The organism is uncultured Jannaschia sp., assembly GCF_947494055.1.
Lineage (GTDB): Bacteria > Pseudomonadota > Alphaproteobacteria > Rhodobacterales > Rhodobacteraceae > Jannaschia.
Genome location: NZ_CANLTR010000036.1, coordinates 1 through 26,254 on the forward strand (window position 1 = coordinate 1; position 26,254 = coordinate 26,254).

A 26,254-nucleotide genomic window follows, 5' to 3' on the forward strand; every position below is an offset into this window, starting at 1 on the left:
GGAACAGGAAGTGGAAGGAGACGGTGAAGGCGAACTGGATGCGGGCCAGCAGCACCGCGTCGAACGATCCGAGCATTATCTTTCCTCAGAACCGGTTGGCCGGGATCTTGAAGTAGCTGTTCCCGTCCGCTTCGGGCTTGGGCAGGCGACCGCCGCGGAGATTTACCTGCAGTGCGTGCAGCATCTGCTTGGGCAAGCCGAGCGTGGCGTCTCGCGCCTCGCGAAGCTCGACATAAGCCGCTTCCGACGTCCCGCCGCCCAGATGTTTGTTCGCAGCCTTCTGCTCGCCCACCGTGCTCTCCCAAGCCGGTGTCTCGCGGTCGTCCGTCCCGTAATCGTGGCCGATGAAGATGCGGGTCTCGTCGGGGTAATCGAGGATCGCCATGAGGGAGGTGTAGAGCGCTTTCGCCGATCCGCCGGGGAAGTCGCAGCGCGCCGTCCCGGCATCTGGCTGCATGAATGTGTCATGCGCAAAGATCGCGTCGCCGACGACATAGGTAATCGAGCCCAGCGTATGGCCAGGCGAAAGCAGGACGCGGCCTTCGAGATCACCGATACGAAACGTGTCGCCATGCGCGAAGAGCCGGTCGAAATCGACGTCGGGAACGAAAACGTCGGGCATGTTGTAGAGCTCGCGCCAGAGCCCGGCGATATCGCGGACCTTCTCGCCGATCGCCGTCGGTCGCCCGGTGCGTTCCTTCAGCCAGGCTGAGGCCATCAGGTGATCGGCATGCGGATGCGTGTCGAGGATCCATTCGAGTTCCAATCCCTTCCGTTCGATGTAGTCGAGCGCCCATTGCGCGTGTTCGGTCGAGGTTCGCGCCGCCGCGGTATCGAAGTTCAGCACGACGTCGATCAACGCCGCCTTCTTCGTCGCTTCGCAAACGACGATGTACTGGCACGACCCGGTGACGGGCTCGTAGAACCCCACGACGCGCGGGCTTCCGGAACCGTTGGAGGGACTGGCCTTCGACAGGATATCCATGGAGCGTTCGTCCTTCATTCTGCTGCGGATCGGGGGGCGGGCCGGACAAGCTCGGTCCAAGCGTCGTACTGGCTGAGGAACACGCGGCCGTTCAGCTCGTCGAGGAAATGGGTTCGGGCGAGGCGGTCCATCACGGGTCCCTTCACTTCGCTGAGGTGAAAGCCGATCCCGAGATCGCGCAGGCGCCGGTTCACGGCTTCGAGGCTTTCGAGTGCCGAGAAGTCGATCTCGTTCACCGCCGGGCACATCAGGACGACATTGGAGATCGACCCGCTCTCCGAGACCCGGTCCTGGATCAGCGTCTCAAGGAACCGCGCGTTCACAAAGTAAAGGCTCTCGTCCACCCGGATCGTAAGCAGCCCGGGATCGGTCGCGACGGCGTGGCGATCGACGTTGCGGAAGTGCTGCGTTCCAGGGACGAGCCCGACAACGGCGACATGGGGCTTTGCGGTCTTCACGAGATGCAAGACCAGTGAGACGCCGATCCCCGTCGCCACCCCGATCTCGACCCCGGCGCCGAGCGTCGCGAGAATGGTGACGGCGACCGCAACGAAATCAGCCTTTGCGTAGGTCCATGTCCGGCGCAGGATCGACAGGTCTACAAGACCCAGGACCGCCACGATGATCGTCGCTGCCAGGGTCGCTTGCGGAAGATACTGGATGAGCGGTGTCAGGAACGCGGCAGCGAAGGCAAGCCCGATCGCGGTGTATACCCCCGCCGCGGGTGTACGGGCCCCGGCATCGTCGTTGACGACCGACCGAGAGAAGCCGCCCGTGACCGGATATCCGCCTGTAAAAGCCGCCCCGAGATTGGCCGCGCCGAGACCGATCAATTCCTGGTCGGGATCGATCCGCTCGCGTCGCCGCGCCGCCAGCGTCTGCGCGACGGAAATGGATTCGACGAAGCCGATGACGGAGATCAGGATCGCCGGAACCAGAAGCTGCCGTATCAGATCGGGCGAGGCGGTTGGCACGGTGAATGGGGGCAGGCCGCGAGGGACGTCGCCGACGATCGCGACACCTGCAGCGTCGAGAGACAGTTTCCAGACCAGCGCCGTCGTCACAACCACCGCCAGCACGGGCCCCGCCTTGGTCAGCGTGGCGGCCGCCGTTGCGGACAGACCCGCACCACGAAGCGCAGGCGTCATACCCCGTCGCACCCAGAACAGGAACGCCGTGGCGGCAAGGCCGATCGCCAGCGTCGGAAGATTCGTTGCGCCGATATTCACGAGAAGCCCGGTCACCATCTCGATCAGGGTGTGTCCGCCGGCCTCGATCCCGAGAAGGTGCCGCAGCTGCGATGCGGCGATCAGGATGCCCGAGGCGGTGATAAACCCCGCTATGACCGGATGGCTGAGGAAGTTTGCGAGAAATCCCAAGCGGAGCGCGCCGAGAAGCAATAGGATCACGCCCGACAAAGCTGCCAGGGTGAGTGCCGCCGCGGCGTATCCTGCCGTTCCCTGCGCTGCGACCTCCCCCACGGCGGAGGCTGTGAGAAGCGAGACGACCGCGACCGGCCCGACGGCAAGCGACCGCGACGTACCGAAAATCGCGTAGAGAACGATGGGCAGGATCGAAGCGTAGATCCCTGCTTCCGCCGGCAATCCCGCCAGAAGCGCATAGGCCAGCGATTGCGGAATCAGCATGATCGTCACGATCAGCGCCGCCAACCCGTCGCCGGCCAGATCATTCCGGTCGTAGCGGCGGCCCCAGTCGAGGATGGGGACGTGACGGCGTAGCCCAGAACTCATGGTCGTGTTCGTCCTTCGGGGTTTTGGAGGCCGGCGCGTAGCGGAGACGGCTCAAGCGGTCTCAGTCGGAGCGTCCTGCGGTGCCAGACCGGGCGCAGCCATCCACTCGCGTCCCTTCAGCATGCCCTGCCAGTATATCGGCGGCAGTATTTGCGCCTTCAGCGCCCAGGCAAGCCGCGTGGGCTTCGTGCCGTCGAGGATCCATTTCGGGAACGTCGGTTTCAGCGCACCGCCGTAGCCGAACTCGGCCAGCACGATCTTGCCCCGTTCCACCGTCAACGGGCAGGAGCCGTAGCCGTCGTAGGACGCGACGGCGGAAGAACCCTTCAAGTCGGCCATGATGTTCTCGGCAACCGTCGGCGCCTGCTTGCGCGCCGCGGCTGCCGTCTTGGCATTCGGCGCGTTCATCACATCGCCCAGGCTCCAGACGTTGTCATAACGCTTGTGACGCAGCGTATGCTGATCCACATCGACCCAACCCGCGGCGTCGTCGGCGAGCGGCGAGACCCGGATGAAGTCGGGCGCCGTCTGGGGCGGACAGACATGGAGCATGTCGAAGGACATCGTCCGCGTCGTCGGCGCTTCACCCTCCTTCGTGACCTTGAACGTCGCCGTCTTCGCAGGGCCATCGACAGCCACGAGGTTGTGGAAGAAGTCGAGCGTGGCGTTGTACTTCTTCACGTATTCCATGAGCGCGGGGACGTAATCCTTCACGCCGAAGAGGACCCCGCCGGCATTGGCGAAGTGGATGTCGATGTCCTTCAGACGGCTCTCGCGGTGCCAGTGATCAGCGGAGAGATACATGGCCTTTTGCGGGGCGCCGGCGCATTTAATCGGCATTGGTGGCTGGGTGAAAAGTGCCGTGCCGCGCTGCATCTCCTGAACGAGCTGCCAGGTATAGGGCGCCAGATCGTAACGGTAGTTCGACGTCACGCCGTTGCGTCCGAGCGTGTCTGTCAATCCCTCGACCACGCCCCAATCAAGCTTGAGCCCCGGGCAAACGACCAATCGATCGTACTTCACAACCCGGCAGCCCTCGAGGATGACGGCATCGTTTTCAGGCTCGAAGGCCGCGACCGCTCCCTTGATCCAGGCAACGCCCTTGGGGATCAGCGCCCCCATCGTCTTCGCAGTCTCGTCGGCGGTAAAGATGCCGGCACCCACCATGGTCCACCCGGGTTGGTAGTAGTGAACCTCTGCCGGCTCGATGATCGCGATGGACAGACTGTCCCGCCGCGATTTCAACGAGGCCGCCGTCGCGATCCCTGCGGCCCCGCCTCCGACGATGACCACGTCGTACCTGGTCTCATTTGTATCGGTGGGGACGCGGCCGCCGTTCGCGATCCGCCGAGCCACGCCGTTCAGATCGTAGCCGGCGCTCTTGGCGTGCGACAGGATCTCGGAAACCGGCCTGCGACCCGCTTGGGAAAGCGCCCAGAGCGTGGCCGAACGCGTACCCGAGCGGCAATGCGCGTAAACCGGACCCGGAAGGTCCTCGAGTGCGGCGCCGAAGGCGGCCACGTCACTTTCCTGGACCTTGCCCGTCTCAACCGGCACGTATCGTGCCTCGAGACCATGCTTCTGCGCGGCCGCCCGAATCTCGTCGAAAGTCGGCTGGTCCCCGCCTTCCCCGTCAGGCCGGTTCACCATAATCGAGCGGAAGCCCTTGGATTTCAACTCGGGGATGTCGGTCGTCTTGATTTGCGGGCCGACTGACAGGCGATCGGTGATCTTGTTGACGTCCATGGTCTTCTCTCCTCGGAGCCGGCGGCGTTTCCTTGAAGGTAGGCGTCGCACGGGCTTCGGTAAAATTGACTTTGCCTTGCGCCGTGATCGGAATATTCGATAACGCATGACAACCTTGCGGCAGCTACGCTTTCTGACAGCCCTCGACGAAACCCGGAGCTTCTCGCAGGCGGCCGGCCTGTGCCACGTCACCCAGTCGACCCTGTCGGCAGGCATCCGCGAACTCGAGGACGGGCTGGGCACGCAACTCGCGGAGCGCACGCGCCAGACCGTCACCATGACCCCCCTCGGACGCGATCTGGCCGCGCGGGCTCGCGACATCCTGAGCGCGGTCGCCGATCTGGAGGACCAGGCCGCCCGCGAGTCCGGAACCGGCGGTGCGCTCCTGCGCATGGGCGTGATCCCGACGGTTGGGCCCTTCATCCTGCCACGAGCGCTGCCGCTCATCCGCGACCAAATGCCTGGCCTGACCATCTCGCTCCGCGAGGAGCTGACCGACAGCCTCATTGAGGCCCTGTCGGCGGGCCGACTTGACCTTGTGCTGATGGCGCTGCCCCATGAGGTCCCGTCGCGGATAGAGACGCAGCTGCTCTTCGACGACAGTTACCATCTCGCCACGCGCATGGACCATCCGCTCGCCAATGCGGGCACGGTGGACGGGTCGGATCTGAACGGACGCCGGCTCCTCCTCTTGGATCGGGGCCATTGTCTGCAGCGCCATGCTCTCTCGGCCTATCCTGAAGCATTGCTGGGCGAGGACGAAAGCTTTGCGGCTACTTCGCTACCCACGCTGGCCGCCATGGTTGAAGAGGGACTCGGAATTACGCTCCTGCCCGACCTCGCCATCGCGGCGGGGGCAGTGACGGGGCAGCGCTTGTCATTGACGGCCTTGCGCGGTGCGCGGCCCCGTCAGGTGGTCCTGGCCTGGCGCAGGAGTTCCGCACGCGCCGAGACATTCGCGCGGATCGGCACCTGCCTTGCCGAGGCCCGCGACGAACTCTTCACCCACACTCATTTGCCGAGCTAGAGTTCATCCGTTCACGAAGGCATCCGATCCGGTCTTGGGATAGAGCACCACCCGGGTATCGAGGGGCACGCGTTCGTAGAGGTGCATGATGTGCTCGTTGGTCAGGCCGGCGCAGCCGTTCGACACGGATTGCCCGATGGTCCGGGGATCGTTCGTTCCATGAATGCGCAAGAACGTGTCGCCCCGGCCTTCCTGAAAAAGGTAGAGCGCACGTGCCCCGAGCGGATTGCCGGGGCCACCTTCCATTCCATCCTCCGCGTAGGGTTCGTAGAGCTCGGGCTCGCGGCGGAGCATGCCGGGGGTCGGCATCCAGGAGGGCCATTCCTTCTTGGCTCCCACATAGAAGGTCCCCGACACGTAGAGCGCGTCTCGCCCCACCCGGATCGGGTAGACCCAAGCCTTGCCATCGGGAAGGGTCCAGTACAGCTTGAACTGATCCGGAATCACGTGGATTTCGCCCATCGGCAGCGGGTCGCCCCGTTCGTTGCGCAAATCGATGACATGGGGCATGATGATGGCCACCGTGTCCGGGACCTGCGCGAGGACGGGTGCGGCGAGACCGAGCGTCGCAAGACTACCGAGGATCACGTGTCTGCGGGTCGTTCTCATCTCAGATCACCCTTACCTGCGTGCCGACCGGGCACAGGCCGAACAGCTCCTCGATCTGCGCATTGTAGAGGCCGATGCATCCGTCCGAGGAGGGCCGGCCGATCTTGCGCGTATCGTGGGTGCCGTGGATCAGATAGGCGGGCCAGTCGAGATACATCGCATGCGTACCGAGGGGATTGTCCGGACCGGGCGGCACGTATTCCCAGCCGAACCGTTCGCGCTGCGATGGTGTCGGGGTCCAGTCCGGTCCGACCTTCTTGCGCACGATCTTCGTGTAACCTCGCTTGGTTAGGTCCTCGGACGTCGGAACCGAGGTCGGGTAAAGCCGATAGTCGGAGCCGTCGGCATTCCAGTAATGCAGCGCACGCGACGTCGTGTCGGCGACGATGGTGCCGACGCCCAGATCGTCGAAGTGATCGCGCCAGTCCTGCATGTGAAAGCTCGACGCGTTGCGCCGCGTCCCGGTCGACTGCGCGGCGGCAGGAAGCGCCAGACCGGCTAGACAGGCAGCCAGAAGGGTGCGTCGGGTGAAGATAGAAGACATGTTTGCTCCTCTTTTCGACGGCATTGCGGGGCCAAGCTTAAGTCAACCTTACGCGCGACGGGGCGATCGCGGCAGAGCAGGTCCGGTCCATTCTGGTCATGTCATCTCCAGGATGGCGAGACGGGGGGGGACAGACAGGATTCTCCCACAGGGAGACGAACCGTGAATCCTCAATACGTGAGACATACGCGAACGGTCGAGGCTGTGTGGAAACTCGGCTCTCACGCATGTCGAAGGAACAACTTCCTGCTGCGGCACGGAGATCGTGACGCAGTCAGAATCAACGCATCGTTTCGCGAGCTTTCTGAGGATGCCGTCCTGCGTCCACACACTTCGGCGGAGTTTCCACACAGACTCGGCCCAAACCTGCCACTTGCAATCCAAGCCAACATCGCGTTGCAGCATCCCCAAAGCGGACCTTGGCGGCAAGCTGGACTTCACCTGTCACGTGTCTTCTGCCACTCAATCAACTCCAGAATTGGCGCGTTATCCTGACCTTCTGGGATGATCGGATCTATGCTTGGGGAAACTGCCATTCCATCTGGATCATTGAGTCCTATGGTCCAAGCTTCCCTGATGACAACCTCGTGTTTTAAGATTGACAGATCAAAATGGAAGTCAGGCGGCCTTCCATCGTCGGACAGGGTCACCGGCACCAAGGCATACCTCCGAGAGGCAGCGAATGCTCTACCAAAATTCTCTAGGTTTCGTGGATCAGGGTTCTCCATGGTCTTCATTTTTGAAGTCACGAAGATGCGATCAAGCTCTTTGAATTGCGCTTTGTTAATATTCGAACTTACTGCCAAAGTATAGGCGTTGGGGTTCGACTTTTCGACTCCAGTTAGTATCACAATGCGGATTTTCTCATCTGCATCTTCCTGCCCGATGTCAAGAATCCAGTTCTCAAAGATGCGCCGTCCAGCTTTGCCGTCTCTAAATAGAAGGCCCAAGAAGGGTGGTGCGTTCGGTAGTTCAGGCTGAAGAGCGACACCTACACCCTCCCAACCAGCCTCCTGCCACAGTTCAATATCCACCATTGACAGGGTTTGGTAAGCGCTGTGCTTGAGAGGTGTGTCTTCAAGAAATTCATCGGATGGCTCGCCTTCGCCGAACTTAATGTCCTCCTTATTATTATGCTGCCCAAGAGACATTATTGACTGCAAAGCCAAATTGGAGGGTGGGTCCATAACTATTTCATAGCTATCTCCCTCGCCGGCCCAGTCACTCAATGATGGGGAACGACAATCATCAAAAATATTTGATGAACTCGCCAAGACATCGGCAAACATGAGCGAGCGAGGTAAACCTTCCTCCGAACCGGCAACCACGTCCAAGAACGCTTTTGTATCTTTAGGAAATAGAATTTTGGGCAATATATTTACCAGAGAATACATTAAAAAATCACGCAACCTGTCTGTTCTAAGGCTGCCTAACGGAAATCTCTCCGGCCATATCACTACCGTCGCCAACTCGCTCCCCGACCCAGGGCGAAGTTCCAATCCCTGTTCGTTTGGGCAAGCCTCGCCTTCAGATGCCAATTGGAAACGCATTCTCGCTCGTTCCATCGAGCCAACCGCTCGATGAGAAAGGCTAGTTGCAAGAAATGCTTCGAGGAATCCCATATAGCTTTCCCCAATTCTCACGCACCAAGGATTGTGTTGGCAAACAATTTCCCATTTTGTTCCCAGCAACCGAGATATAAGGCTCACGTTCTTGCCCCCAAACGTATCAATACGTTCTGGCAACCTATCCTGCGCAGGTTGATCCCACAGCCTCTTCATCATCTCCCAAATCTCAGTGTCACTTTCAGAATCTGGGACGTATTCGTGCTTTCGAAGGTACTCAGGACCTCCAAAAGCGAACAATAGAGCTAAAGAACAAGCAATCAGACCGTTCTTCTCGAAGAAATCTACTAGACCTGTAAACTCATTCAACTGGCTAGCATCCGCCTTCAGCAGGAGCATCGCCAAGATCCCATCCTTCAGCTGGTAATCTTCCTGAAAGCCTCCATCTTCTTCGTTAAGACCTGATTGCCTTAAGGTCGAGATTTTCATTTCTAAACACCACAGAGCATGTGGAATGCGCCCTGTAGAAATTTCTCCCCAGAACATTTTCTCTAGCAACATTGGCAATAAAGGGTCTATCTCTTTAGTTTCCCCGAAGTCTTGAATCAGTATCGAAAGAGCTGACATGTGGTTCGCGTATGAGGCCCAAAACAAATCCATTTCGCTATAAGCGGAAGCCAACGCTGCGAGGCAGCGAACCATGCGCTGCTTTTTCTCAGCCTTAATTAGCTTCGGTAGCGCTCGCCCTAGCAGGTCGATACCAGAGATGACCTTGTCACTGCGAAGTTTGTCTATGCCGCGATTGAAGAGCTTATCTGCAACGGCCAAATCGCTATGCCGTTCTTGAAATACAGGGAGAATTTGCTCGAATACCTCATCGTATACCTTCAACTCGCCAAAAGGTGCGCCAAGTACTTCAAAGTACTCATAGGCTCGGTTGAATTCGAAACCTCCGAGATGCTGTGAACCTACCAGCAAGTCGCCAAAATCTCGCAGTAGCTTGTCTCGTTGGCTTTCGTCAGCAGCGTTCTGGACAATCTGCATCCCCAACTTAAGCCATTCTGAATTTGCAGCGTTGTTTGGCCTATCCGTGTCACCTGAAAGCTCTTCCAGATGCTGGATTAGGCGATCCGCCTTATCTACTAGTTTGGTTTCTTCCAACGAAAGCGCTTTAGAAACAACCGCAGTGTGCAGAGTCTGCCATAGGTTAATTGCCTTCTCGATGTCTGACGAGTTTCTGCTACCAAGGGAGAACGCCTCGATTTCATCATAGACACTGAACACTACTCTAAAATCGTCATGCCAGTACACCGCGGTCCACGCCTTCTGATACAAAGCACCGGCGATCTGACTTTCGGTTCCGTGCTCTCTCGCAAGCCGTATGGCACGTTCGTGCCTACCTTCCGTAACGTGCCGATCCAGTTCAAGTTCTCTTGAGAATATTGCCGCAACGATGCAATCTCCAACGAGTTGATATTCAACTCCTTGATATCTATACGTGTCAGCGATTTCTTTTTCGAGCTCGTCTAACGCCTCCTGTTTGGAAAAATCGTTCGGACCAATTTTCTTCGAAGTCGTGAAGTTCGATAGATTTAGTGCCTGAGCAGCAATATCTTCGTTGCCCTTTTCCAAGATCGCTTCCATCAGCCAAGTACGGTCAAGAATTCGGACCTCAAACCCGTATTCCTTTGAAAGCTCGTCCTGAAATTTCGACTTGGATTTGTCATTTATAAACTGATTGGAAACAAAATAAGCAACTCGGTAGTCGCGACCGGTAGATGCGATAGAAGCCATGTCCGAACGAAGCTTGCCTTGCCACTGCTTCTTTGCACTTACGGCAAACCCCCAACGCTCGTTCGCCGCTTCGACGTTTCCCTCGTACCAACGGGACGAAATATCCTCGTGGACAGGGTACGTCTCGGTATCGACTTTACTATCGCCACCGCCGGTCGGCCCAGTCTGAGGTATCAAATTAGGGCAGATCAGTCGTTCAGCGAGACGTCTTGCGAGATGTTCGAATTGTTTTTCTTCACTTCGGCTTGTTATACTTTCCAGCTTGTATTCGAGAAAGCCTGCATCCAATTCGATGTTCTCTTCGACTCGCGAGTCAGAAAACTGTTCCGGGCGTCGCCCTCGCATAAACTCTGATGGCGTTGTAAAAGCATCCGTGGACAATTCACTACTCACATTTCTTGGTTTTGCATCGAGAGTGCCCCCTCAATCCAACCGTATCTAGACGGTGCAAAAATGTTACGCAACCGAAGTGGGTGCGACTAACTCTACGGATGGTAATAGTTCTGATACGAATATCTGCTTTCCAAGGTTCGCAACTGCTTTTCGCACCCGCAGCGAATGACAGCTCTCCGCCCTCCGTGTCGATCGCCGCGATGCGGAACAACTGAGGCTATCTGTCATCGTCGCCATCCCTTCGCTTCCCCTCCGCTACGATCCGCAACACATCGTCCGGGAGCGGCCGCTGTAGCGCCTTCGCCTCGTCAAACGGCGCGGTCAGCCACGCCTCCCATTCGTCTGGTTCGGTGAGGATCACCGGCATGGCCTTCGGGTGGATCGCGCCCACGGTCGCGTTCGCCTCGGTGGTCAGGAAGCCGTAGAGCTCGGCCGTCACCTCGCCTTCCTTTACCTTCCGTACGCTCGTCCACTTGGTCCAGATGCCGGCGAAGAACATCAGCGGACGGTCCTCGTCGCGGGCGAACCAGACCGGCGTGCGGCTCTTGTCGGTCTCGACGCGGTATTCCGAGAAGCTGGTGAAGGGCACGAGGCAGCGATGCTCGACGCCGAGCCAGCGGCGCCAGTGGGCCGAGCCGAAATTGCGGACGTTGGTGACGCCGGGATCGGTCTTGCGGTTCTTCAGCGCGAAGGACGGCGAGGGCATCCCCCATCGCATCATCGCGAGCTCGCGGCCGTCGCCCCCCTGGCGGACCACCGGGGCGGATTGGTCGGGGAAGATCGCGGGTAGCGAGGCGAGGTTGCCGGTGTTGTCCGTCATCACGTCGGCGATCTCGCGGATCGCGGCCTGGCCCTTGGTCAAGGAATACAGGTTGCAGATGGCTCACCCCTCCTCGGCGGTGACGTTCACTTTGCCACGCCCGTCGCGGATGCGCTGCACCGTCATTCGGCTGATCCCGAACCGCCGCGCCAGCGGGGAGATCGTCTCGCACTTCTTCATCGGGTCGATTACAGGACAGTGTGAAATCCAAAGCCACGGTAGCTTACTCGGAATTGCTTACGGCGCTGGACCGGACTCCTTGCCGAACAACTGTTCGAGAAGCTCCTCGGCTCTCTGCAATCCCTCATCGGTGAACGCGACCGACTTCGCCTTACCCACCGGGTCGGTAATCCATCCCTTCCGGTGCAACCGATCCATGCTGTTCCAGTCGAACCCCTTCCAGGCGCGCTGGCCGTCGTGAAGGGTCAGCCGCAGGAGCGCCAGTACGGCAGCGTCAATCTTGTCCTCATCGAGATCCATGACGGTCTCCTTCGCGCGATCCACTATAGACAGTGTGGAAGTTCCAGATCGTCACCGAACGTCCCGCGGAGGTTGCCCACTGACGGTCTCGGCGGCGGCCAACAGCTTCTCTCCTGCCTCCTTCAGTTCTCCGTCCGCCCGGACGTAGTGGTAAAGGGTGGAAGCGGGGATGCCGCCGAGCTCGGCGCAAATCGAGGGGATCGAGCGGGCAGGGTCGGCCATGAGGTGTCGGGCATAGCGCAGCTTCTCCACGGTCATGATACGAGGACGCCCGCCCTTGCGACCCCTGGCCCGTGCGGCCTTTAGCCCCTCACGCACACGCTGACGGATCACGTTGCGCTCCATCTCCGCGAACGCGGCTTGAATCTGCAAGAAAGCGCGCCCCTGCGGGGTCGTCGTGTCCATCGGCGAGTTCAGCGCCCGGAATGCGACGCCCCGCTCCGCTAGCGCGTCGATCAGGGCGACGAGTTCGGTCGCGAGCCTGCCCAAGCGGTCAAGATCGAGTACGATCAGAACGTCGCCCTTGCGCAGGTAGTCAAGGCACGCGGCAAGTCCCGGCCGTTCGGAATTGCTGGCACCCTTCGCGCCCGACGCCCGGTCTTCGAACACGCGCTCGCATCCTGCTTTGCGCAGGGCGTCGAGTTGACGGTCGAGGACTTGCACGCCCTCGGCGGTCGATACCCTCGCATAGCCGATCAGTCCCATCGTCTCTTTCCCTATAGTCGATCCGGCATCCATCAGTGATCGCGACAAACCATAGCTCTGACACGGTTCTCGGAAGAAGATACATGTTGGTTTTTCGTGACGTCCTGTCGAGGAAACGCTAGCCGAAGCTGCCTTTCGGTCGAGATCACGATAATCACATGGTTGTCGCGAACATCGCGGTGGGACCAAAGCGGTTTGCCCCATCCTGACTCACCCGGGATTCCCGCGGGGGTCGTTCGTCTGACTCACCTTCGGTAGGAGGAAATTCTACTCGATGGATCTTCGCGAGCGGATCTTTGGTCACATCGCCGCTGATTATTTGTGTCGAGCGGCGGCGCGGGTGTTCGGGGTCAGCGCGAGCACGGCGATCCGACTGACGCGCTCGGTTCGCCGGGGGGAATGCGAGAGACCTTCGTTTCCCTTGCCGTCACAGCGGAGGCGGCGGGCATCGACGCGACCGGGGACTGATCGCGCCAAGCCACCGACCCGGCTCTGACGGACTCGCTTCCGGTCCAGGCGGACCTTCGGGAACGAAGGGCGAAGTGCCGGGAAGTGACATCGCTTCCGGCGCTTCATCGAACACTCCTCCGCCTCAGAAGCATCCTGCTACGGGTGCCTATTCGACCAGGACTGGAACGCAGAGGTCATGAACGCCAGATCGGGTTTTCTCGGTCGAGAACAGCCTTGAGGTAGTCGAAGTGACGCTTGCCCATGCCGCGATAGGCCTGCCAGCCCGCTGCCGTGTTACGTGCCACGTCGTCGCTCAGGACGGATAACGATTGGCCTGTCGACCTCGCCAGGATCAGCGACTGCGCGGCCTTCTCGAAGAAGTACAGGTCCTCGAACGCATCGGCGACGGTGTCGCCGGTGACGGTGACGCCGTGATTGCCCATGACCAGCACGGACTTGTCTCCGAGCGCCTTGACCATATGCGCGCCCTCGTCCTCGGTGTCGGAGATGCCGCCGAACTTCAGATCGTAGCCGATCCGGCCGAAGAACCGGGCCGTGTTGTTGTCGATAGGCAGAAGGGTCGGATCCTCCAGGCACGCGAGCGCGGTGGCGTAGGGCGAATGGCAGTGCAACACGACGCGGGCCTGTGGGGCGTCGCGGTGGAGCACGCCGTGCACCGCCCAGGCGGAGCGATCGGGCGCGTCGGGGCCGTCCATGTCGGGCGGCGCGTCGAGATCGAGCTCGAGCAAGTCGTCCGGCGTGATCGTCGCGAAATGCTGCCAGCGGCGGTTCAGAAGGAAGCGGCGGCCGTCGCCGGAGATGGCCGCACTGAAGTGGTTGCCCACGGATTCGCTCCACCCGAAGCGGTGGCACAGGCGGAAGGCCGCGGCGAGGTCCTGCCGCAGAAGGGCAGGATCGACCGCAGCGTCGCAAGCGGCCATGTTCATCGCTTGAACCGCCCCTTGCTGACCAGCGCGCGATAGGTCGAGCGCATTTCGGCCCGATCGGTATAGCAGCCGCGCAAGTGACGGTCGCCACTCGACGCGGTATAGGCCGCGCGCCCGTGCACGATGCGGTGGTTGTCGAAGACGATGCATTCGCTGGCCTTCAGCGTGAAGCGCATGACGTACTTGTCGTCCTGCAACAGCTTCCCGAAGCGGCAGAACGCGGGATACCAGTCGTCGAGAAACGTCTGCGGCAGGTCCATCAGGTCCAGCATGTGCTGGCTGATCGTCAGGCCCGACACCTCGCCGTGCTGGTCCAGTTCGATGATGCGCTGCCACGAGCGCATGTCGTAATCGTCATGCTCGCAATAGAAGGGCACGTCGGTCTCGGCCAGAAGGCGGAAGCCCTCGGGGTCGATCTGCCGGAAGCCGTTGGCCGCGGCCACGCCATCGCCAAAGAGGTTGCGGCCGCCGTCCACCGTGTTGGCGCGCATGTGCAGCAGCTGGATGCCGGGCGCATGCTCCTCGGCCGGTGTGTCGGTGTGCAACTCCAGCGCCGAGGCAGTGTAGGCGGTGTTCGTCGGGTTGATGTGGGTCTTCACGTCGAAGTAGTCGCCGAAGAAGGTGGGCCGAACCTGGCCCATCTGGCGCGCAAGCGAGGTCAGTCCCTCATCGCTGTCGGGCATAGCCGCGATGACAGCGATGCCCTCGACGATTATCGCTTCAAGCCATTCGCGCCGCCTGGCGGGGTCCGACGTCACCTCGGCATGGGTGAAGCGGGCAACCTCGGGATAGTGGTCACCGTACCACGGACGGCGCGGCAGGTCCGCGGGATCGTCGCGGCGGCTGCCGTCGGCATAGGCCTCGAGCCAGTCCACCGGCATCCGCGTGGTGTGGTCTTCGTTGGCCCAGTCGATGACGAGCGCGTCACCGTCCACGCTGGCGGTCCGGGCCACCGGCGCCTCGTCCAGATGGAAGATGTCGAAGCTGCGCTCGCGCGTGCCGGCGTCGAAGCTGGTGGGGTCGTTGTCGCGCAACCAGTGATAGTTGAAATACGCATTGCCGGTCGCGAGCGGAAGGGTCAGGCCCTTGGCGCCGAGGGTCACGGCGGCGGTGGCGGGCGTCATCACGTTCATTGGTATCTCGTCCCATCAATGGTAAGATTTACCGCAGTTCAACGTAATCTTCCGCAAGGAAAAAGACCGATTGGCCTAATCTCAAGTTAAGTCTCAGGTTAACATGCAGCGCCTGCCGCCCCTTCGCCTTCTCGTCACCTTCGATGCAGTCCAGCGCGCTGGCTCGATGGGTCTTGCGGCCGTCGAGCTCAACGTGACGCGCCCAGCCATCAGTCAGGCGATAGGTTCGCTCGAGGATTGGCTGGGCGTTCCGCTCTTCGACCGGAGCTCCAAACCCTCGCAGCCGACGGAGGCGGGCGAGCGATTGGCACGCGCAACGCGATCAGGCTTGGGGCAGATCGCGGCCGCGATCGAGGAGATCCGACTGGGCGCGGGCTTTGCCGATCGCCACATCACCGTCTCCTGCACGATCGGGATGGCGACCTACTGGCTGATGCCGCGCCTCTCCGGGTTCTACGCGCGGTTCCCGGACGCGATGGTCAGCGTGCAGGCTCCACCGTCGGATGTGCCCGCATTTTCACCGGGATCGACATCGCGCTACGATATGGGCCGAAGCCATGGGGCGATGGTAAAACAGTAAAGGTGTTCGAGGAACGCGCGTTTTCTGTTGGCTTGCCGGAAAGGATCACTCCGCTTGCAGGAGATCTTGCAGCGCTCCGCTCGATCCCGTTGATCCATGTCAGGACGCCGAATGCCGGTCACTTGCCGGAATGGCGAAATTATCTCGACGCCAAGGGCGTCGGAGAACCGACCGGGCGGCCAGGCCTTCGACATCTACGTTCAGGCGTCGCAGGCGGCTTTGAGCGGTCACGGCATCATGCTCGGTTGGCGCTCGATCAACGGAGCAATGCTAGCCGACGGACGCCTCGTATCACTCCCGAACGGAACCCATGACTTCGGAACGGCCTACTGGGCAACTGCGGTATGCGAGAAAACGCAAAATCCGCTCGTCCGGGGGTTTCTCGATTGGGTCAGCGACGCTGGTACTGAATTCGATCATGACAGTGCAGCCGTGGATCGAACCCGTTTACCGGACGGCCCGGTTGGACGTTAGCGCGGTTCGGAGCGTGAAAGCCGTCTATGGAGAAGCAACGGAGCTCGCGGTCGCCATACCAGGCTAGGTGGAAGCTTGGAATGGGGCTGATATTCAGCCGTCGATTGATCCTACCCCGAAAAAGCGGACGGGGTCAGGCCGCCATGCGCTCTTCGTCGGCCGGTGATCTGTAGCCTATTGCGGAATGCAAGCGCCGTGAATTGTAGAAGCAATCGAGACCCGCGCAGAGCCGGTCATCATAGGCCGCGCGTTGCCGATGGGCAGGGAACCTGCGCGGGCATGTCGTTTCCTGTCGAAGATTGGCTTACCGTATTTACTTACTCGCCGACCCTTGTTCCGCAATTGGTGGGAAGGCGGCGCGACATGGGCAGGCAATCCCTCGTTTGGTTGCCCAAGTCAGACGCATTCGCACGCCATTGTTTGCAGTGTCGGCCGTCGAAGAGTTAAATGTCTTTATGGATGGAAGTGGCCATAAGATCATGGGACGGCTATGTCTGCGGAAGCAGGCTGGCGGCACGGAGCAAGTCCATTTAGCGGAGCAAACGATTATGACTGATGACGCGATGCGGACCTTCGAGGTGCCCGTTCAGGAAAACGGGCGCATGATCTTGCCGCTGGAGCTACGGCGCCGCCTCGGCCTCGACCGGGGTGGACGGTTGGTCATCGAGGCCGGGGAGGCAGGCATCGTGCTAACTACCGCACAGGCGCGGCGGCGGCGGGCGCAGGAGATCGCGCGGAAGTATACGGCCGACGGGGATGGGTCAGTCGTGGAGCAGTTTATCGCCGAGAAGCGCGCGGCGGCGCGGCGCGAGGCCGAGGAGATCGAGGGGACGGAAGGGCAGGGGGGCGCCGCGTGACGACCTGCGTGATCGACAGCTCGGCCATCCTGACCTTCGTGTTCGGCGAGCCGGGGGCGGAAGCTGCGTCGGACTGGCTGGACCGCGGCGCAACCGCCTCCACCGTGATCCTGCAGGAAGTGGCGACGAAGCTCCGCCAGAGAGGGTTCACCCCCGCCGACGCGGCAGAGGCGATCGGCGTCCTCGGGCTGACCGTGGCCGACCACACGCTGCCGCTCGCCCTCGCGGCGGCGGACCTTTACGCCGGCACCCGCGCACGCGGCCTGAGCCATGGCGACCGCTCCTGCCTCGCACTCGCGGCGGCCATGGGGCTGCCGGCGCTTACGGCCGACAAGGCGTGGTCCGAGCTAGGCGAAGTCGTTGAAGTGACAGTGGAGCAGGTGCGGTAGGCCGGGTCACAAGATCGACCGGCGCGGGAAGCGTTCCGGTAGCGTCTAGACCAGCGCTTGGCAGCGTTTCAGAATTCCTTAGTGGACCCGTACGTGGAGTGCTCCGAAGCGCATCCATTGCGAAGAATTCAAGGTTTGTCCCTGGGGTGATCGGTGCCTTATTGGCTCAGGTGCGCATCGAGAAACCGTGCGATCTCCACGAATATCTCCCGCGTCTCCGGGGCCGCCGGATCGAACAGGTACTGGCCGTGCGACTGCCCCTCGAAGAGCTGGAGTTCGGCCGTCACGCCTGCCCGCCTGAGCTTGCGCTGAACGCGGGCAGAGTCGCTGAGGAACAGGTCGCGAGTCCCGGAGACGAGCAGGGTGGGCGGCAGTCCCGCGAGGTCGCCGAAGAGCGGCGACACACCCGGTTCAGCAAGGTTCACTTTTCCGGCGTAGAGGCGCGCTGCGTCGTCGAGGTAGCCCCCATAGCTCACCACCACGTTGTCGAGCCACTCGTTGGCGCGGTAGCTGTCGCCTGATCCCGTGAGGTCGGCCCACGGGGTGTTGGCCGCGAGCCCGCCCGGCATGGGCAGCCCCTCGGTTTTGAGGCGCAGAAGCAGCGACAGCGCGAGCCCGCCCCCGGCCGACGTGCCGTTCACCGCGATGGCGGCGGGGTCCTGGCCCTCGTCGACCAGAGCCCGGTAGACGGCCTCGGCGTCGTCTACCGCCGCCGGGTAGGGCGCATCGGGCGGCATCCGGTAATCCACTGCCACGACGCGGTATTCGCCGTAGGCCGCCATGAGCGTGGCCTCGTAGGTGCCCCCCACGCCGCCGCCGTAAACGTAGCCGCCGCCATGCAGGTTAAGCACGACTTGGCCGTTATGAGCCTCTGGGATGGCCTCGGGGGTCAGCACGAACACGCGCACGCCGCCCATTGTCGCCTCTTCCATGGCGACCCCTAGCGCCTCGCGCAGATCCGCCAGCGCCGGCTCGGCGGCCGCCGAGGCACCCTCGGCGTAGGCGCGCCACTCGTCCGGGCTCTCGCCCGTGGCGGCCCAGAAAGGTGAGTAGGGCGCGGCGATCAGCGCCTGCATCGCCGGGCTCACCCCCTCCGTCGGGACCGGGATCGCTCGGCCCGGGACCTGACGGAGCCCAGGCGCAGCGTTGAGGGCAGACTGCGCCTCGGTGAGGGCAGAGAAGTCCGCCTCTTGAGCCGAGGCCGTGGCGGCGAGAAGAAGGCAAACGGTCCAGCTGGAGGAGCGAAGGGCTGTCCCAGCCAGCGACCGGAGCTGTGTCATGAGCATGAAGGTGGTCCTTGTGATGGGTCGTCGGGTTGTTCGAGCAGCGGAAGGGTTCGACTGCCGCGCGTCGGGCATGAGACGCAGGAGTCAGGAGAGGCGTCACCATCGCGCTAGGATGCCGTGGCCAACGTCAGCCTCGGGTCCGCCCTGGCGGTCAGGTCTCGACCGTCGTCGCAGCAGCACCTCAGCTGGAGCCCGCGTCGGCGAAGTAGCCGCTCTCGCGCATGTCTTGGATCAGCCCTGGTTCCGTTGGGACCCAACCCAAGGCGTCGCGGGTCCGCGCGCTGGAGGCGGGGGCGTCGAGCTGGAGGAAGCCGGCCAGCCAGCCGAAGTGCCCGGCGGCATCCTCGGGCGAGATGGAACGCACCGGCAGGCCCAGGCCCTTCCCGATCGCCTCGGCGATGAGGCGCGTGGGGAGGCCCTCCTCGGCCACGCCGTGAAAGCGCGCGCCGGGCTCGCCGCGCTCCAGTGCCAGGCGGAACAGCCGCGCGGCGTCCAGGCGGTGGACGGCAGGCCAGCGGTTCGCGCCGTCGCCGATGTAGGCCGAGACGCCCGTGTCGCGCGCGATGGCGACGAGCGCGGGCACGAACGCCGCGTCGCCCCGTCCGTGGACGGATGGCGCGAGCCGCACGACGCTCACTCGCACACCCCGGTCGGCCCAGGCCAGCACCAGCTCGGACTTGGCGCGGGCCTGCGCTGTGGGCGGATCGGTCTCCACCCCCATGCGGCCGGGCGGCAGTACGGCGGTGCCCGAGGTCACCACCAGCGGCTTGCCCGTGCCCTCGAGGGCGCCTGCAAGCGCCGCTGTGGCTAAGCGGTCGGTCTCTGCGTTCTCTTCGTACCGGGAGAAGTCGTGATTGAAGGCGAGATGCGCGACGCCGTCTGCCTGCCTGGCACCCTCCGCCAAGCTCTCCAGGTCGTTCAGCGCGCCACGATGCGCCTCCCCGCCCGCCGCCTTGAGCTTGGCCGCCGCCTCATCGCTGCGCGCGAGGCCTACGAGCTTGTGGCCCGCGCCGAGCAGCTCATGGACGACAGCCGTACCGATGAAGCCCGTGGCTCCAGTGACAAAGACGTGCATGGTCGATCCCCTTCAGCAGGTCGTGCTGGCCCGCCTTCGGGTTGAGAGGTAGAGGGTCGTCCCTGCACGATCTACATGCTATCGTCCATAATTCCTTCGCAATCATCCGGGATCTTCGATGGACCCTCTTTCCGACCTGCTCGCCCTGTTGCGCCCGCAGGGCACCCTCTCGGCTTGCCTTGACGCGGGCGGATCCTGGTCCGTGCGCTTCCCTGAGGCAGAGGACAGCCTCAAGTGCGCCGCCCTCGCCTCGGGGGGCTGCTGGCTGGAGGTGGATGGGGAGAGGCCGGTACGCCTGGAGGCGGGCGACTGCTTCCTGCTGCCCCACGGTCGCCCCTTCCGCCTGGCCTCGGACCTGTGCCTGCCGCCCCGGGACGCGGCGGCGGCCGTGGCGGGGGCGCGCGACGGCGTCGCCACGCTGGGCACAGGCGGTGACGCGTTCCTGGTGAGCGCCCGCTTCGCGCTGGCGGGCCCCCAGGCGGGGCTGCTCCTCGACCTGCTGCCGCCCATGGTGCACGTCCGGGGCGGCCCGAACGACGGGGACGGCGCCGCACTGCATTGGTCGATCGAGCGCCTGGCCGAGGAGTTGCGCGAGCCCCGCCCCGGCAGCGCACTGGTGGCCGGGCACCTCGCGCATATGGTGCTTGTCCAGGCGCTGCGGCGCCACTTAAACGAGGACGTCCACGGCCCCCGAGGTGGCATGGGCTGGCTCTTCGCGCTCGCCGACCGGCGGCTCGCCGCGGCGCTGGCCGCCCTCCATGCCGATCCGGGCCGGCGATGGACGCTCCAGGACCTCGCGGGCCTCGCCGGGATGTCGCGCTCGACCTTCGCGCTGCGCTTCCGCGAGACGGTCGGCGAGCCCCCGATGGACTACCTGGCCCGCTGGCGCATGGCGCTAGCCGCCGACCGCCTGGCGCGCACCACGGAGTCTGTGGCGGCCGTCGCCTGGTCCCTCGGCTACGCCTCCGAGACCGCTTTCGGCACCGCCTTCAAGCGCATCATGGGGCACTCGCCCCGGCGGCACGGACGGACGCGAGCGGCGAGTCCGCCCGTCGTACGGGACCGCCAGGCCCACTACGCCAGCGCCCCAGGTGCGCTTCACACATGACATTCGTGCCAGCCCGTCCACAAAGCAGACTCACGGGTCTGACTCGCGCGCAAGACAGGCGCGGAACTCGACCGACCAGCTACGGCGTGGACCTGTCCCGCTTCCGTTCCGGTCACGGTGCTCATTTAGGCGGCCATTCGTTCGAAGGCCAAGGGGCTTTTCCAGCCAAGGGCTGAATGGCGACGCCGCGGATTGTAGAAGCCATTGATCTACTGGAAGAGAGCCAGTTCGGCATCGCGGCGGGTCGGCCAGGACTGGCGCCAGATGAGTTCGGCCTTAAGGGTCTTGAAGAAGCCACGTTCGACGGGAAGGCGTGATGCTGTGATGTAGCTGGCGGCGCCGCTGGCGAGAAATACGGCTGGCTATGCCACTTCACGATTCGAGTGATTTGACGGAAAGTCGGTTCGGAGATGGTCAACAAAATTAAAAACCAGAATTCTACACCAAGTCATCCGACGCCCCGTTGAGCTCCTTGGGCCGCTTAATTGCATCGGTTGGTCGGCCCTCCGATGAGGCCGAAAAGCCCCACCTTCTTTGCTCAAGCGGCTGCCAAGCTGGGGGAAATGCAAGAGCTGGCGCTAAGATGCTGTGGAGCTTAACGCTTCTGCTATGGCCTTGCCGCAGGTCTTTGTATCGGCCTGACCGCCCAGGTCGCGTGTCCGCAGGCTGGGCTCTTCCAGCACCTGCTCGATTGCTCGCACGATTGCCTGGCCGGCTTCTCCGTGACCGAGGTAATCGAGCATCATAGCACCCGCCCAGATTTGCCCGACTGGATTGGCGATGCCGCGACCGGCAATGTCGGGCGCGGAGCCATGTACCGGCTCGAAGAGTGACGGAAATTTGCCCTTCGGATTGATATTGCCAGAGGGCGCTATACCGATCGTACCCGTGCAGGCGGGCCCCAAATCGGACAGAATATCACCAAAAAGGTTGGAGGCGACAACGACATCAAACCGGTCGGGGTTGAGAACGAAGTGCGCACAGAGAATGTCGATATGATATTTGTCCCGCCGGACATCGGCGAACTCCGGCGCCATCGCTTCCACCCGCGTGTCCCAGTAGGGCATGGTGATAGAAATGCCATTGGACTTCGTGGCCGAGGTCAGGTGTTTGCCTTCCCGTTTCTGCGCCAGATCGAAGGCGTAACGCAGGACCCGGTCGATGCCGATGCGCGTCATGACGGTTTCCTGGACGGCAAATTCGCGTTCCGTGCCAGCGAACATCATGCCGCCAACCGAGGAATATTCACCCTCGGTGTTCTCGCGGACCACTACGAAATCGATGTCGCCGGCGGTCCTGCCAGCAAGGGGCGAGGGCACGCCGGGCATCAGCCGGCAGGGCCGAAGATTGACATATTGATCGAACTCGCGTCGAAACCGGATCAAGGACTCCCAAAGTGAAATATGGTCCGGCACCCGGGCCGGATCGCCGACGGCGCCGAAGAAGATAGCGTCGTGCGAACCGATCTGGGTCTTCCAGTCGTCCGGCAGCATTTTGCCGTGCTGGAGATAGTAGTCGCAAGAGGCGAAATTGAAGTTGTCGAAGCGCAATTTGATGTCAAACTTGCGCGCCGCTGCTTCCAGAACTTTGATGCCTTCAGGCACCACTTCCTGACCGATGCCGTCGCCTGCGATCACCGCTATGGTCTGCATTCCCTCACCCACTCCAGTAAACTCTAGATTTTTTTTGCGAGCACGCTGCCAAGCGCCTCGGTCGGCTCGCCATTGCGGATGACGATCATGTCAGGCGGAATGTCTTGCTTAAAGCTGTAGCCCTCGTACTTGAGCTGGGAAATGAAGCGGTCGAGCCGCGTCATGGCCTCGCCATGGATGTCGTGCAAAACCACCAAGGGCGACTCCAGCTGCGAGATTTGATCCATTGCCGCTGCTGGCCAGCCCACGGCATCGCGGAAATCGCCCGGAACGCTGTTCCACAGCACGCAGGTATAACCATGTTGCTGCAGATGTTTGGCCGCCACCGCGTTGAGCGCTCCGTCGAGGCGCCCAGCGCCGCCATAGGGCCGGAACAGCTTATCTTCATGCGCCAAATCGCCGATCACCGCCTGCGTCTGGTCGATCTCGCTGGCCACGAAATCCGCATCGCCCTTCTCTCGAAAGGGGAAGGAATGGCTCCAGGTGTGGTTGCCGATCCAGTGGCCCTCGTCCCGCGCCCGCCGGGCGATGTCGCGGTTGGCAACGAGATTTTGTCCAACGACGAAAAACGTCGTCCGGATATCGTGTCGGGCCAGCACATCGAGCACCATCGGCGTAAATTCAGCATGCGGACCGTTGTCGAAGCTCAGGGTGATCCGCTTGTCGCTAGTCTTCGGCATCGGCAAAAACCTTCCTGCGCCAACCCAGAAGCGTGGGCACGAACATGGTCGCGGCGAGCCCCAGGGCCAGCAGCATCAGCCCGGCGCTGATCGGGCGGGTGAAGAAAACGGTGGCATCCCCCTGCGAGATCAGCATGGCGCGGCGGAAATGCTCCTCCACCATTGGCCCGAGCACGAAGCCGAGAAGGAAGGGTGCCGGAGCGCAGCCTAACCGCGAGAACAGGTAGCCGGCCAGTCCGGCTATCGCGAGGACGTAAAGTTCGATCTCAAGACCATTGGTAATGAAGGTGCCGATGCAGCAGAATGCCAGGATGCCGGGGAACAATACCGAATAGGGCACGCGGAGCAGCCTGACCCACAGGCCGACCAGCGGTAGGTTCAGAATGACCAGCATGACGTTGCCGATCCACATCGAGACGATCAAGCCCCAGAACAGGTCTGGCTGCGAGACGATGACGCGCGGGCCAGGCTGGATGCCCTGAACAATCATAGCGCCGATCATCAACGCCATAACGGCGTTGGAAGGAATGCCGAGCGTCAGCATGGGGATGAATGACGTCTGAGCACCGGCATTGTTGGCACTTTCCGGCCCTGCCACGCCCTCTATGGCACCGTTGCCGAATTCTTCAGGGTGCTTGGAAAGCTTCTTTTCGACGGCATAGGAGGCAAAGGAAGACAGGAAAGCTCCGCCACCCGGCAGCACGCCGAGCACCGAGCCCAGGCCGGTGCCGCGCAGGATTGGGCCGATCGAACGCCTGAGATCCTCACGGGTCGGCATGAGCGAGGTAATGACATGCGACCGCCGTGTCTCGGCGTCGTTGCCTTCCAGATTGCGCATGATTTCAGCAAGGCCGAAAACGCCGATGGTCACGGCTATGAAGTCAATCCCGCTCCTAAATTCGTTGATGCCATAGGTGAAACGGGTCTGGGCGGTGAAAACGTCAGTGCCGACGAGGCCTAGCATCAGGCCGATAACGGCCATACCCAGCCCTTTGAGCGCCGAACCCTGAGCGAGCACGACCACCATGACGATACCGAGCAGCGTCAGCGAGAAAAATTCGGGTGCTCCGAAGCGCAGCGCAATCTGGCTGAGGGCTGGCGATGCGAAGGCGATGATCAATGTCGCGATGGTGCCGGCGATGAAGGAGCCGATCGCCGCGATGGACAAAGCTGCGCCTGCCCTGCCCTGGCGAGCCATCTGGTAACCATCGATCGCTGTGACCGCGGACGATGGCTCTCCGGGGAGATTGACCAGGATAGCCGTGATCGAGCCACCATATTGGGCTCCATAGTATATGCCCGCGAGCATGATCAGGGCATAGGTTGGATCGAGCGTCAGCGTGATCGGCAGAAGCATTGCAATCGTGGCCGCCGGGCCGATCCCCGGCAGAACGCCGATCAGTGTGCCCAGTGTCACCCCAAGCAAGCAAAGCATGAGCGACATCGGGCTGAAGGCGACGCTAAAGCCAAGCATGAGGCCGTCAAAAATTTCCATTTTTTCCTCCGCGCCTCAGGGCAGCAGTCGGCGGTTAATAAGGTCGTAAGGGACGCGGATGCCGTATTTGAACACGGCGATGCAGAATGCGGTGACACCGATTATGACGAACGCGGCGTATATTGGCCTGATCCTGCTGCTGGACAGCGTAGCCAACGCTACGCTGATCAGCAGGGCAGGCAAGAGACCGAGACTGCGAACGGTCAATCCAAACGCCACCGGCGCCGCCCCGATCAGCGAAATCGCTCGCCAATTCACCGGCGCTAACTGGTCTTCATCGGGTCTAGCGCCGAGCAGCACAAAGACGCCGATCACTCCGAGAATGACGCTCAGGGCGAGCGGAAAGAAACCGGGGCCCATCTGGTCGAGACTCCCGATATCCAATCCCATGAGCGTGGAAACGCCACCATAGATGGCCACCGCCAGGAACATCAGTCCTGACACAGCGTCCTGCGACTTCCAGTCAATCATTCGCCATCCTCCCCGGCCGATGCCGACCTAGCTAGCCTTGGTGTCCTCACCGTAGAGCTCGGTCAGCACCTCCTGCGTATGCTGCCCCAAGCCCGGCGGATTGCGAAACACCTTGGGCGCTGCAACATCTTTCCAGGGCATGCCGGGAATGGTGGTCATCACCCCCGAATTGGGCGGGTACTCAATTTCCATAAGCGAACCGCGCTCAAGCACATGTGGCAGTTTAACAACCTCGGCCAGCGTCAGGATGGGCTCAGACGGAATTCCGCGCTTGTCTAGCTCGGACAGCCAGTAGTCTGCCGTATTGGTGGCGAAGATGGCCCGGATTTCCTCGACCATGGCAATTCGATTGATGTTGCGCTCGACCTGACTGCGGTACAGCGGGTTTTCGGGCATATGCGAGAATTCGCTGAGCGAGACAAAGGCCTTCCATGCCTTTTCATTGGTCACGGCCATGACGAATTCCCGGTCGGAGCCGGCAAAGCTTTCATAGGGCGCCATCAGCGGGTGGGCATTGCCAGTACGCGGATAGGGCTTCTGCGTCGATGTATAGGTGACGATCTGCTGATTGAGCACCATCAGAACCGCATCGAGCATCGCGATGTCGATATAGCGACCCTTGCCAGTCTCACGCCGCTCCATGAGCGACGCCATCACCGACATGACGGCCGAAAACCCGCCAACGATATCGGCGATCGGTCCGCCCGCCTTGTAGGCCGGACCATCCGGCGCGCCGGTGGTCGACATCAATCCGCTGATCGCCTGCACCATGAGATCGATGCCGGGGCGATGCGACATCGGGCCGGTTTGGCCATAGGCGCTGATCGAGACATAGACGATGTCTGGTTTGACCGCGGCGACCGCCGCATAGTCCAGGCCGAAACGCTTCATTGTGCCCGGACGAAAATTTTCTACCACGACGTCTGCGGTTCGGACCAGATCGAAGAACAGGCGCCTGCCCTCTTCGGTATGAAGATCGGCTTCTACCGAGCGCTTGTTGCGGTTGGTGGACATATAGGTGGCAAACGGAGGGCCCCAGTAGCGCGACTCGTCCCCGGTTCCCGGCATTTCAATTTTGATGACGTCGGCCCCCATATCGCCGAGCAGCATCGTGCAGTAAGGGCCAGCCAGAGCGCGGGACACGTCCAGCACCCTTATGCCGTCGAGGGCCCCTTTTTTGCCGACGCTTTCGTTCAAATGTGAATTCTCATGCAGCATGTGTGTCTCCCGCATCGGTG

Annotated in this window: 24 protein-coding genes and 1 pseudogene; 6 read left to right on the forward strand and 19 right to left on the reverse strand. The window is 61.9% G+C overall.

The genetic code is table 11. From position 1 onward, the window contains the following. Positions 1-85 precede the first annotated feature (85 nt). The 3 genes from Q1A87_RS18585 to Q1A87_RS18595 are packed head-to-tail and all read right to left on the reverse strand — an operon-like array spanning position 86 to position 4,482. Positions 86-985 (reverse strand): MBL fold metallo-hydrolase, encoded by a 900-nt coding sequence (locus Q1A87_RS18585; RefSeq protein ID WP_299654827.1) that lies wholly within the window; start codon positions 983-985, stop codon positions 86-88. A gap of 14 nt (positions 986-999) precedes the next feature. Beyond that, on the reverse strand, positions 1,000-2,736 hold the full coding sequence (sulP, locus tag Q1A87_RS18590; RefSeq protein ID WP_299654830.1) for a sulfate permease: 1,737 nt from the start codon (positions 2,734-2,736) through the stop codon (positions 1,000-1,002). Positions 2,737-2,787: 51 nt separating this feature from the next. Further along, positions 2,788-4,482, reverse strand: coding sequence for a bifunctional protein tyrosine phosphatase family protein/NAD(P)/FAD-dependent oxidoreductase (locus Q1A87_RS18595; protein WP_299654906.1), 1,695 nt, complete (start codon positions 4,480-4,482; stop codon positions 2,788-2,790). 106 nt (positions 4,483-4,588) lie between these two features. Here Q1A87_RS18595 and Q1A87_RS18600 point away from each other — a divergent pair, with 106 nt between their 5' ends. Continuing rightward, the gene (locus tag Q1A87_RS18600) at positions 4,589-5,509 is read left to right on the forward strand and encodes a hydrogen peroxide-inducible genes activator (protein ID WP_299654832.1); all 921 of its coding nucleotides are present in this window, start codon (positions 4,589-4,591) and stop codon (positions 5,507-5,509) included. 3 nt (positions 5,510-5,512) lie between these two features. On the opposite strand, the gene Q1A87_RS18605 is transcribed toward Q1A87_RS18600, so the two are convergent. From Q1A87_RS18605 to Q1A87_RS18640, 8 genes are all read right to left on the reverse strand, one after another. Further along, a complete protein-coding gene (locus Q1A87_RS18605) occupies positions 5,513-6,019 on the reverse strand; it encodes a L,D-transpeptidase (protein WP_299654909.1) in 507 nt (168 codons plus the stop codon). A 100-nt stretch (positions 6,020-6,119) separates the two neighbouring features. Then, positions 6,120-6,662 (reverse strand): L,D-transpeptidase, encoded by a 543-nt coding sequence (locus Q1A87_RS18610; protein ID WP_299654835.1) that lies wholly within the window; start codon positions 6,660-6,662, stop codon positions 6,120-6,122. Positions 6,663-7,099: 437 nt separating this feature from the next. After that, a complete protein-coding gene (locus tag Q1A87_RS18615) occupies positions 7,100-10,402 on the reverse strand; it encodes a hypothetical protein (protein ID WP_299654838.1) in 3,303 nt (1,100 codons plus the stop codon). A gap of 229 nt (positions 10,403-10,631) precedes the next feature. After that, a complete protein-coding gene (locus tag Q1A87_RS18620; protein ID WP_299654912.1) occupies positions 10,632-11,294 on the reverse strand; it encodes an SOS response-associated peptidase in 663 nt (220 codons plus the stop codon). 177 nt (positions 11,295-11,471) lie between these two features. Further along, the gene (locus tag Q1A87_RS18625) at positions 11,472-11,714 is read right to left on the reverse strand and encodes a DUF6429 family protein (RefSeq protein ID WP_299654841.1); all 243 of its coding nucleotides are present in this window, start codon (positions 11,712-11,714) and stop codon (positions 11,472-11,474) included. Between the two features lie 51 nt (positions 11,715-11,765). After that, complete coding sequence (locus Q1A87_RS18630; protein ID WP_299654844.1) at positions 11,766-12,419, reverse strand: recombinase family protein; 654 nt, start codon at positions 12,417-12,419, stop codon at positions 11,766-11,768. Positions 12,420-13,063: 644 nt separating this feature from the next. Then, entirely contained in the window at positions 13,064-13,816 is a 753-nt protein-coding gene (locus tag Q1A87_RS18635; RefSeq protein ID WP_299654847.1) for a class II aldolase/adducin family protein, read from the reverse strand. Next, positions 13,813-14,949, reverse strand: a complete 1,137-nt coding sequence (locus Q1A87_RS18640) for a TauD/TfdA family dioxygenase (RefSeq protein WP_299654850.1) — start codon at positions 14,947-14,949, stop codon at positions 13,813-13,815. The genes Q1A87_RS18635 and Q1A87_RS18640 overlap by 4 nt, the downstream gene beginning before the upstream one ends. A gap of 103 nt (positions 14,950-15,052) precedes the next feature. On the opposite strand from Q1A87_RS18640, the gene Q1A87_RS18645 reads away from it, so the two are divergent. The 4 genes from Q1A87_RS18645 (at position 15,053) to Q1A87_RS18660 (ending at position 17,249) form a co-directional block, all read left to right on the forward strand. After that, entirely contained in the window at positions 15,053-15,529 is a 477-nt protein-coding gene (locus Q1A87_RS18645; protein ID WP_299654853.1) for a LysR family transcriptional regulator, read from the forward strand. A 111-nt stretch (positions 15,530-15,640) separates the two neighbouring features. Beyond that, the gene (locus Q1A87_RS18650; protein ID WP_299654856.1) at positions 15,641-16,003 is read left to right on the forward strand and encodes a hypothetical protein; all 363 of its coding nucleotides are present in this window, start codon (positions 15,641-15,643) and stop codon (positions 16,001-16,003) included. Positions 16,004-16,551: 548 nt separating this feature from the next. After that, entirely contained in the window at positions 16,552-16,860 is a 309-nt protein-coding gene (locus Q1A87_RS18655) for an AbrB/MazE/SpoVT family DNA-binding domain-containing protein (RefSeq protein ID WP_299654859.1), read from the forward strand. Beyond that, positions 16,857-17,249 carry a type II toxin-antitoxin system VapC family toxin gene (locus Q1A87_RS18660; protein WP_299654862.1) on the forward strand — a complete coding sequence of 131 codons (393 nt, stop codon included), beginning with the start codon at positions 16,857-16,859 and terminating at the stop codon, positions 17,247-17,249. Before Q1A87_RS18655 ends, Q1A87_RS18660 begins: the two co-directional genes overlap by 4 nt. 158 nt (positions 17,250-17,407) lie before the next feature. On the opposite strand, the gene Q1A87_RS18665 is transcribed toward Q1A87_RS18660, so the two are convergent. Then, positions 17,408-18,535 carry an alpha/beta hydrolase fold domain-containing protein gene (locus Q1A87_RS18665; protein WP_299654864.1) on the reverse strand — a complete coding sequence of 376 codons (1,128 nt, stop codon included), beginning with the start codon at positions 18,533-18,535 and terminating at the stop codon, positions 17,408-17,410. Between the two features lie 181 nt (positions 18,536-18,716). Beyond that, positions 18,717-19,610, reverse strand: coding sequence for an SDR family oxidoreductase (locus Q1A87_RS18670; protein WP_299654866.1), 894 nt, complete (start codon positions 19,608-19,610; stop codon positions 18,717-18,719). A gap of 118 nt (positions 19,611-19,728) precedes the next feature. On the opposite strand from Q1A87_RS18670, the gene Q1A87_RS18675 reads away from it, so the two are divergent. After that, positions 19,729-20,718 (forward strand): AraC family transcriptional regulator, encoded by a 990-nt coding sequence (locus tag Q1A87_RS18675; protein ID WP_299654868.1) that lies wholly within the window; start codon positions 19,729-19,731, stop codon positions 20,716-20,718. A gap of 125 nt (positions 20,719-20,843) precedes the next feature. Here the strand turns inward: Q1A87_RS18675 and Q1A87_RS18680 are convergent. The 6 genes and pseudogenes from Q1A87_RS18680 to Q1A87_RS18705 all read right to left on the reverse strand — a co-directional run. Next, positions 20,844-21,011 (reverse strand): annotated as a pseudogene (locus Q1A87_RS18680) (IS3 family transposase); the annotation flags it as partial. A 285-nt stretch (positions 21,012-21,296) separates the two neighbouring features. Next, positions 21,297-22,370, reverse strand: a complete 1,074-nt coding sequence (locus tag Q1A87_RS18685; RefSeq protein WP_299654870.1) for a tartrate dehydrogenase — start codon at positions 22,368-22,370, stop codon at positions 21,297-21,299. Between the two features lie 23 nt (positions 22,371-22,393). Further along, the gene (locus Q1A87_RS18690) at positions 22,394-23,050 is read right to left on the reverse strand and encodes a polysaccharide deacetylase family protein (protein WP_299654872.1); all 657 of its coding nucleotides are present in this window, start codon (positions 23,048-23,050) and stop codon (positions 22,394-22,396) included. Next, positions 23,037-24,545 (reverse strand): tripartite tricarboxylate transporter permease, encoded by a 1,509-nt coding sequence (locus tag Q1A87_RS18695; protein WP_299654874.1) that lies wholly within the window; start codon positions 24,543-24,545, stop codon positions 23,037-23,039. Before Q1A87_RS18695 ends, Q1A87_RS18690 begins: the two co-directional genes overlap by 14 nt. A 15-nt stretch (positions 24,546-24,560) precedes the next feature. Continuing rightward, positions 24,561-25,016 (reverse strand): tripartite tricarboxylate transporter TctB family protein, encoded by a 456-nt coding sequence (locus tag Q1A87_RS18700; protein WP_299654877.1) that lies wholly within the window; start codon positions 25,014-25,016, stop codon positions 24,561-24,563. A 27-nt stretch (positions 25,017-25,043) separates the two neighbouring features. After that, positions 25,044-26,234 carry a CoA transferase gene (locus Q1A87_RS18705; RefSeq protein ID WP_299654880.1) on the reverse strand — a complete coding sequence of 397 codons (1,191 nt, stop codon included), beginning with the start codon at positions 26,232-26,234 and terminating at the stop codon, positions 25,044-25,046. Positions 26,235-26,254: the final 20 nt, after the last annotated feature.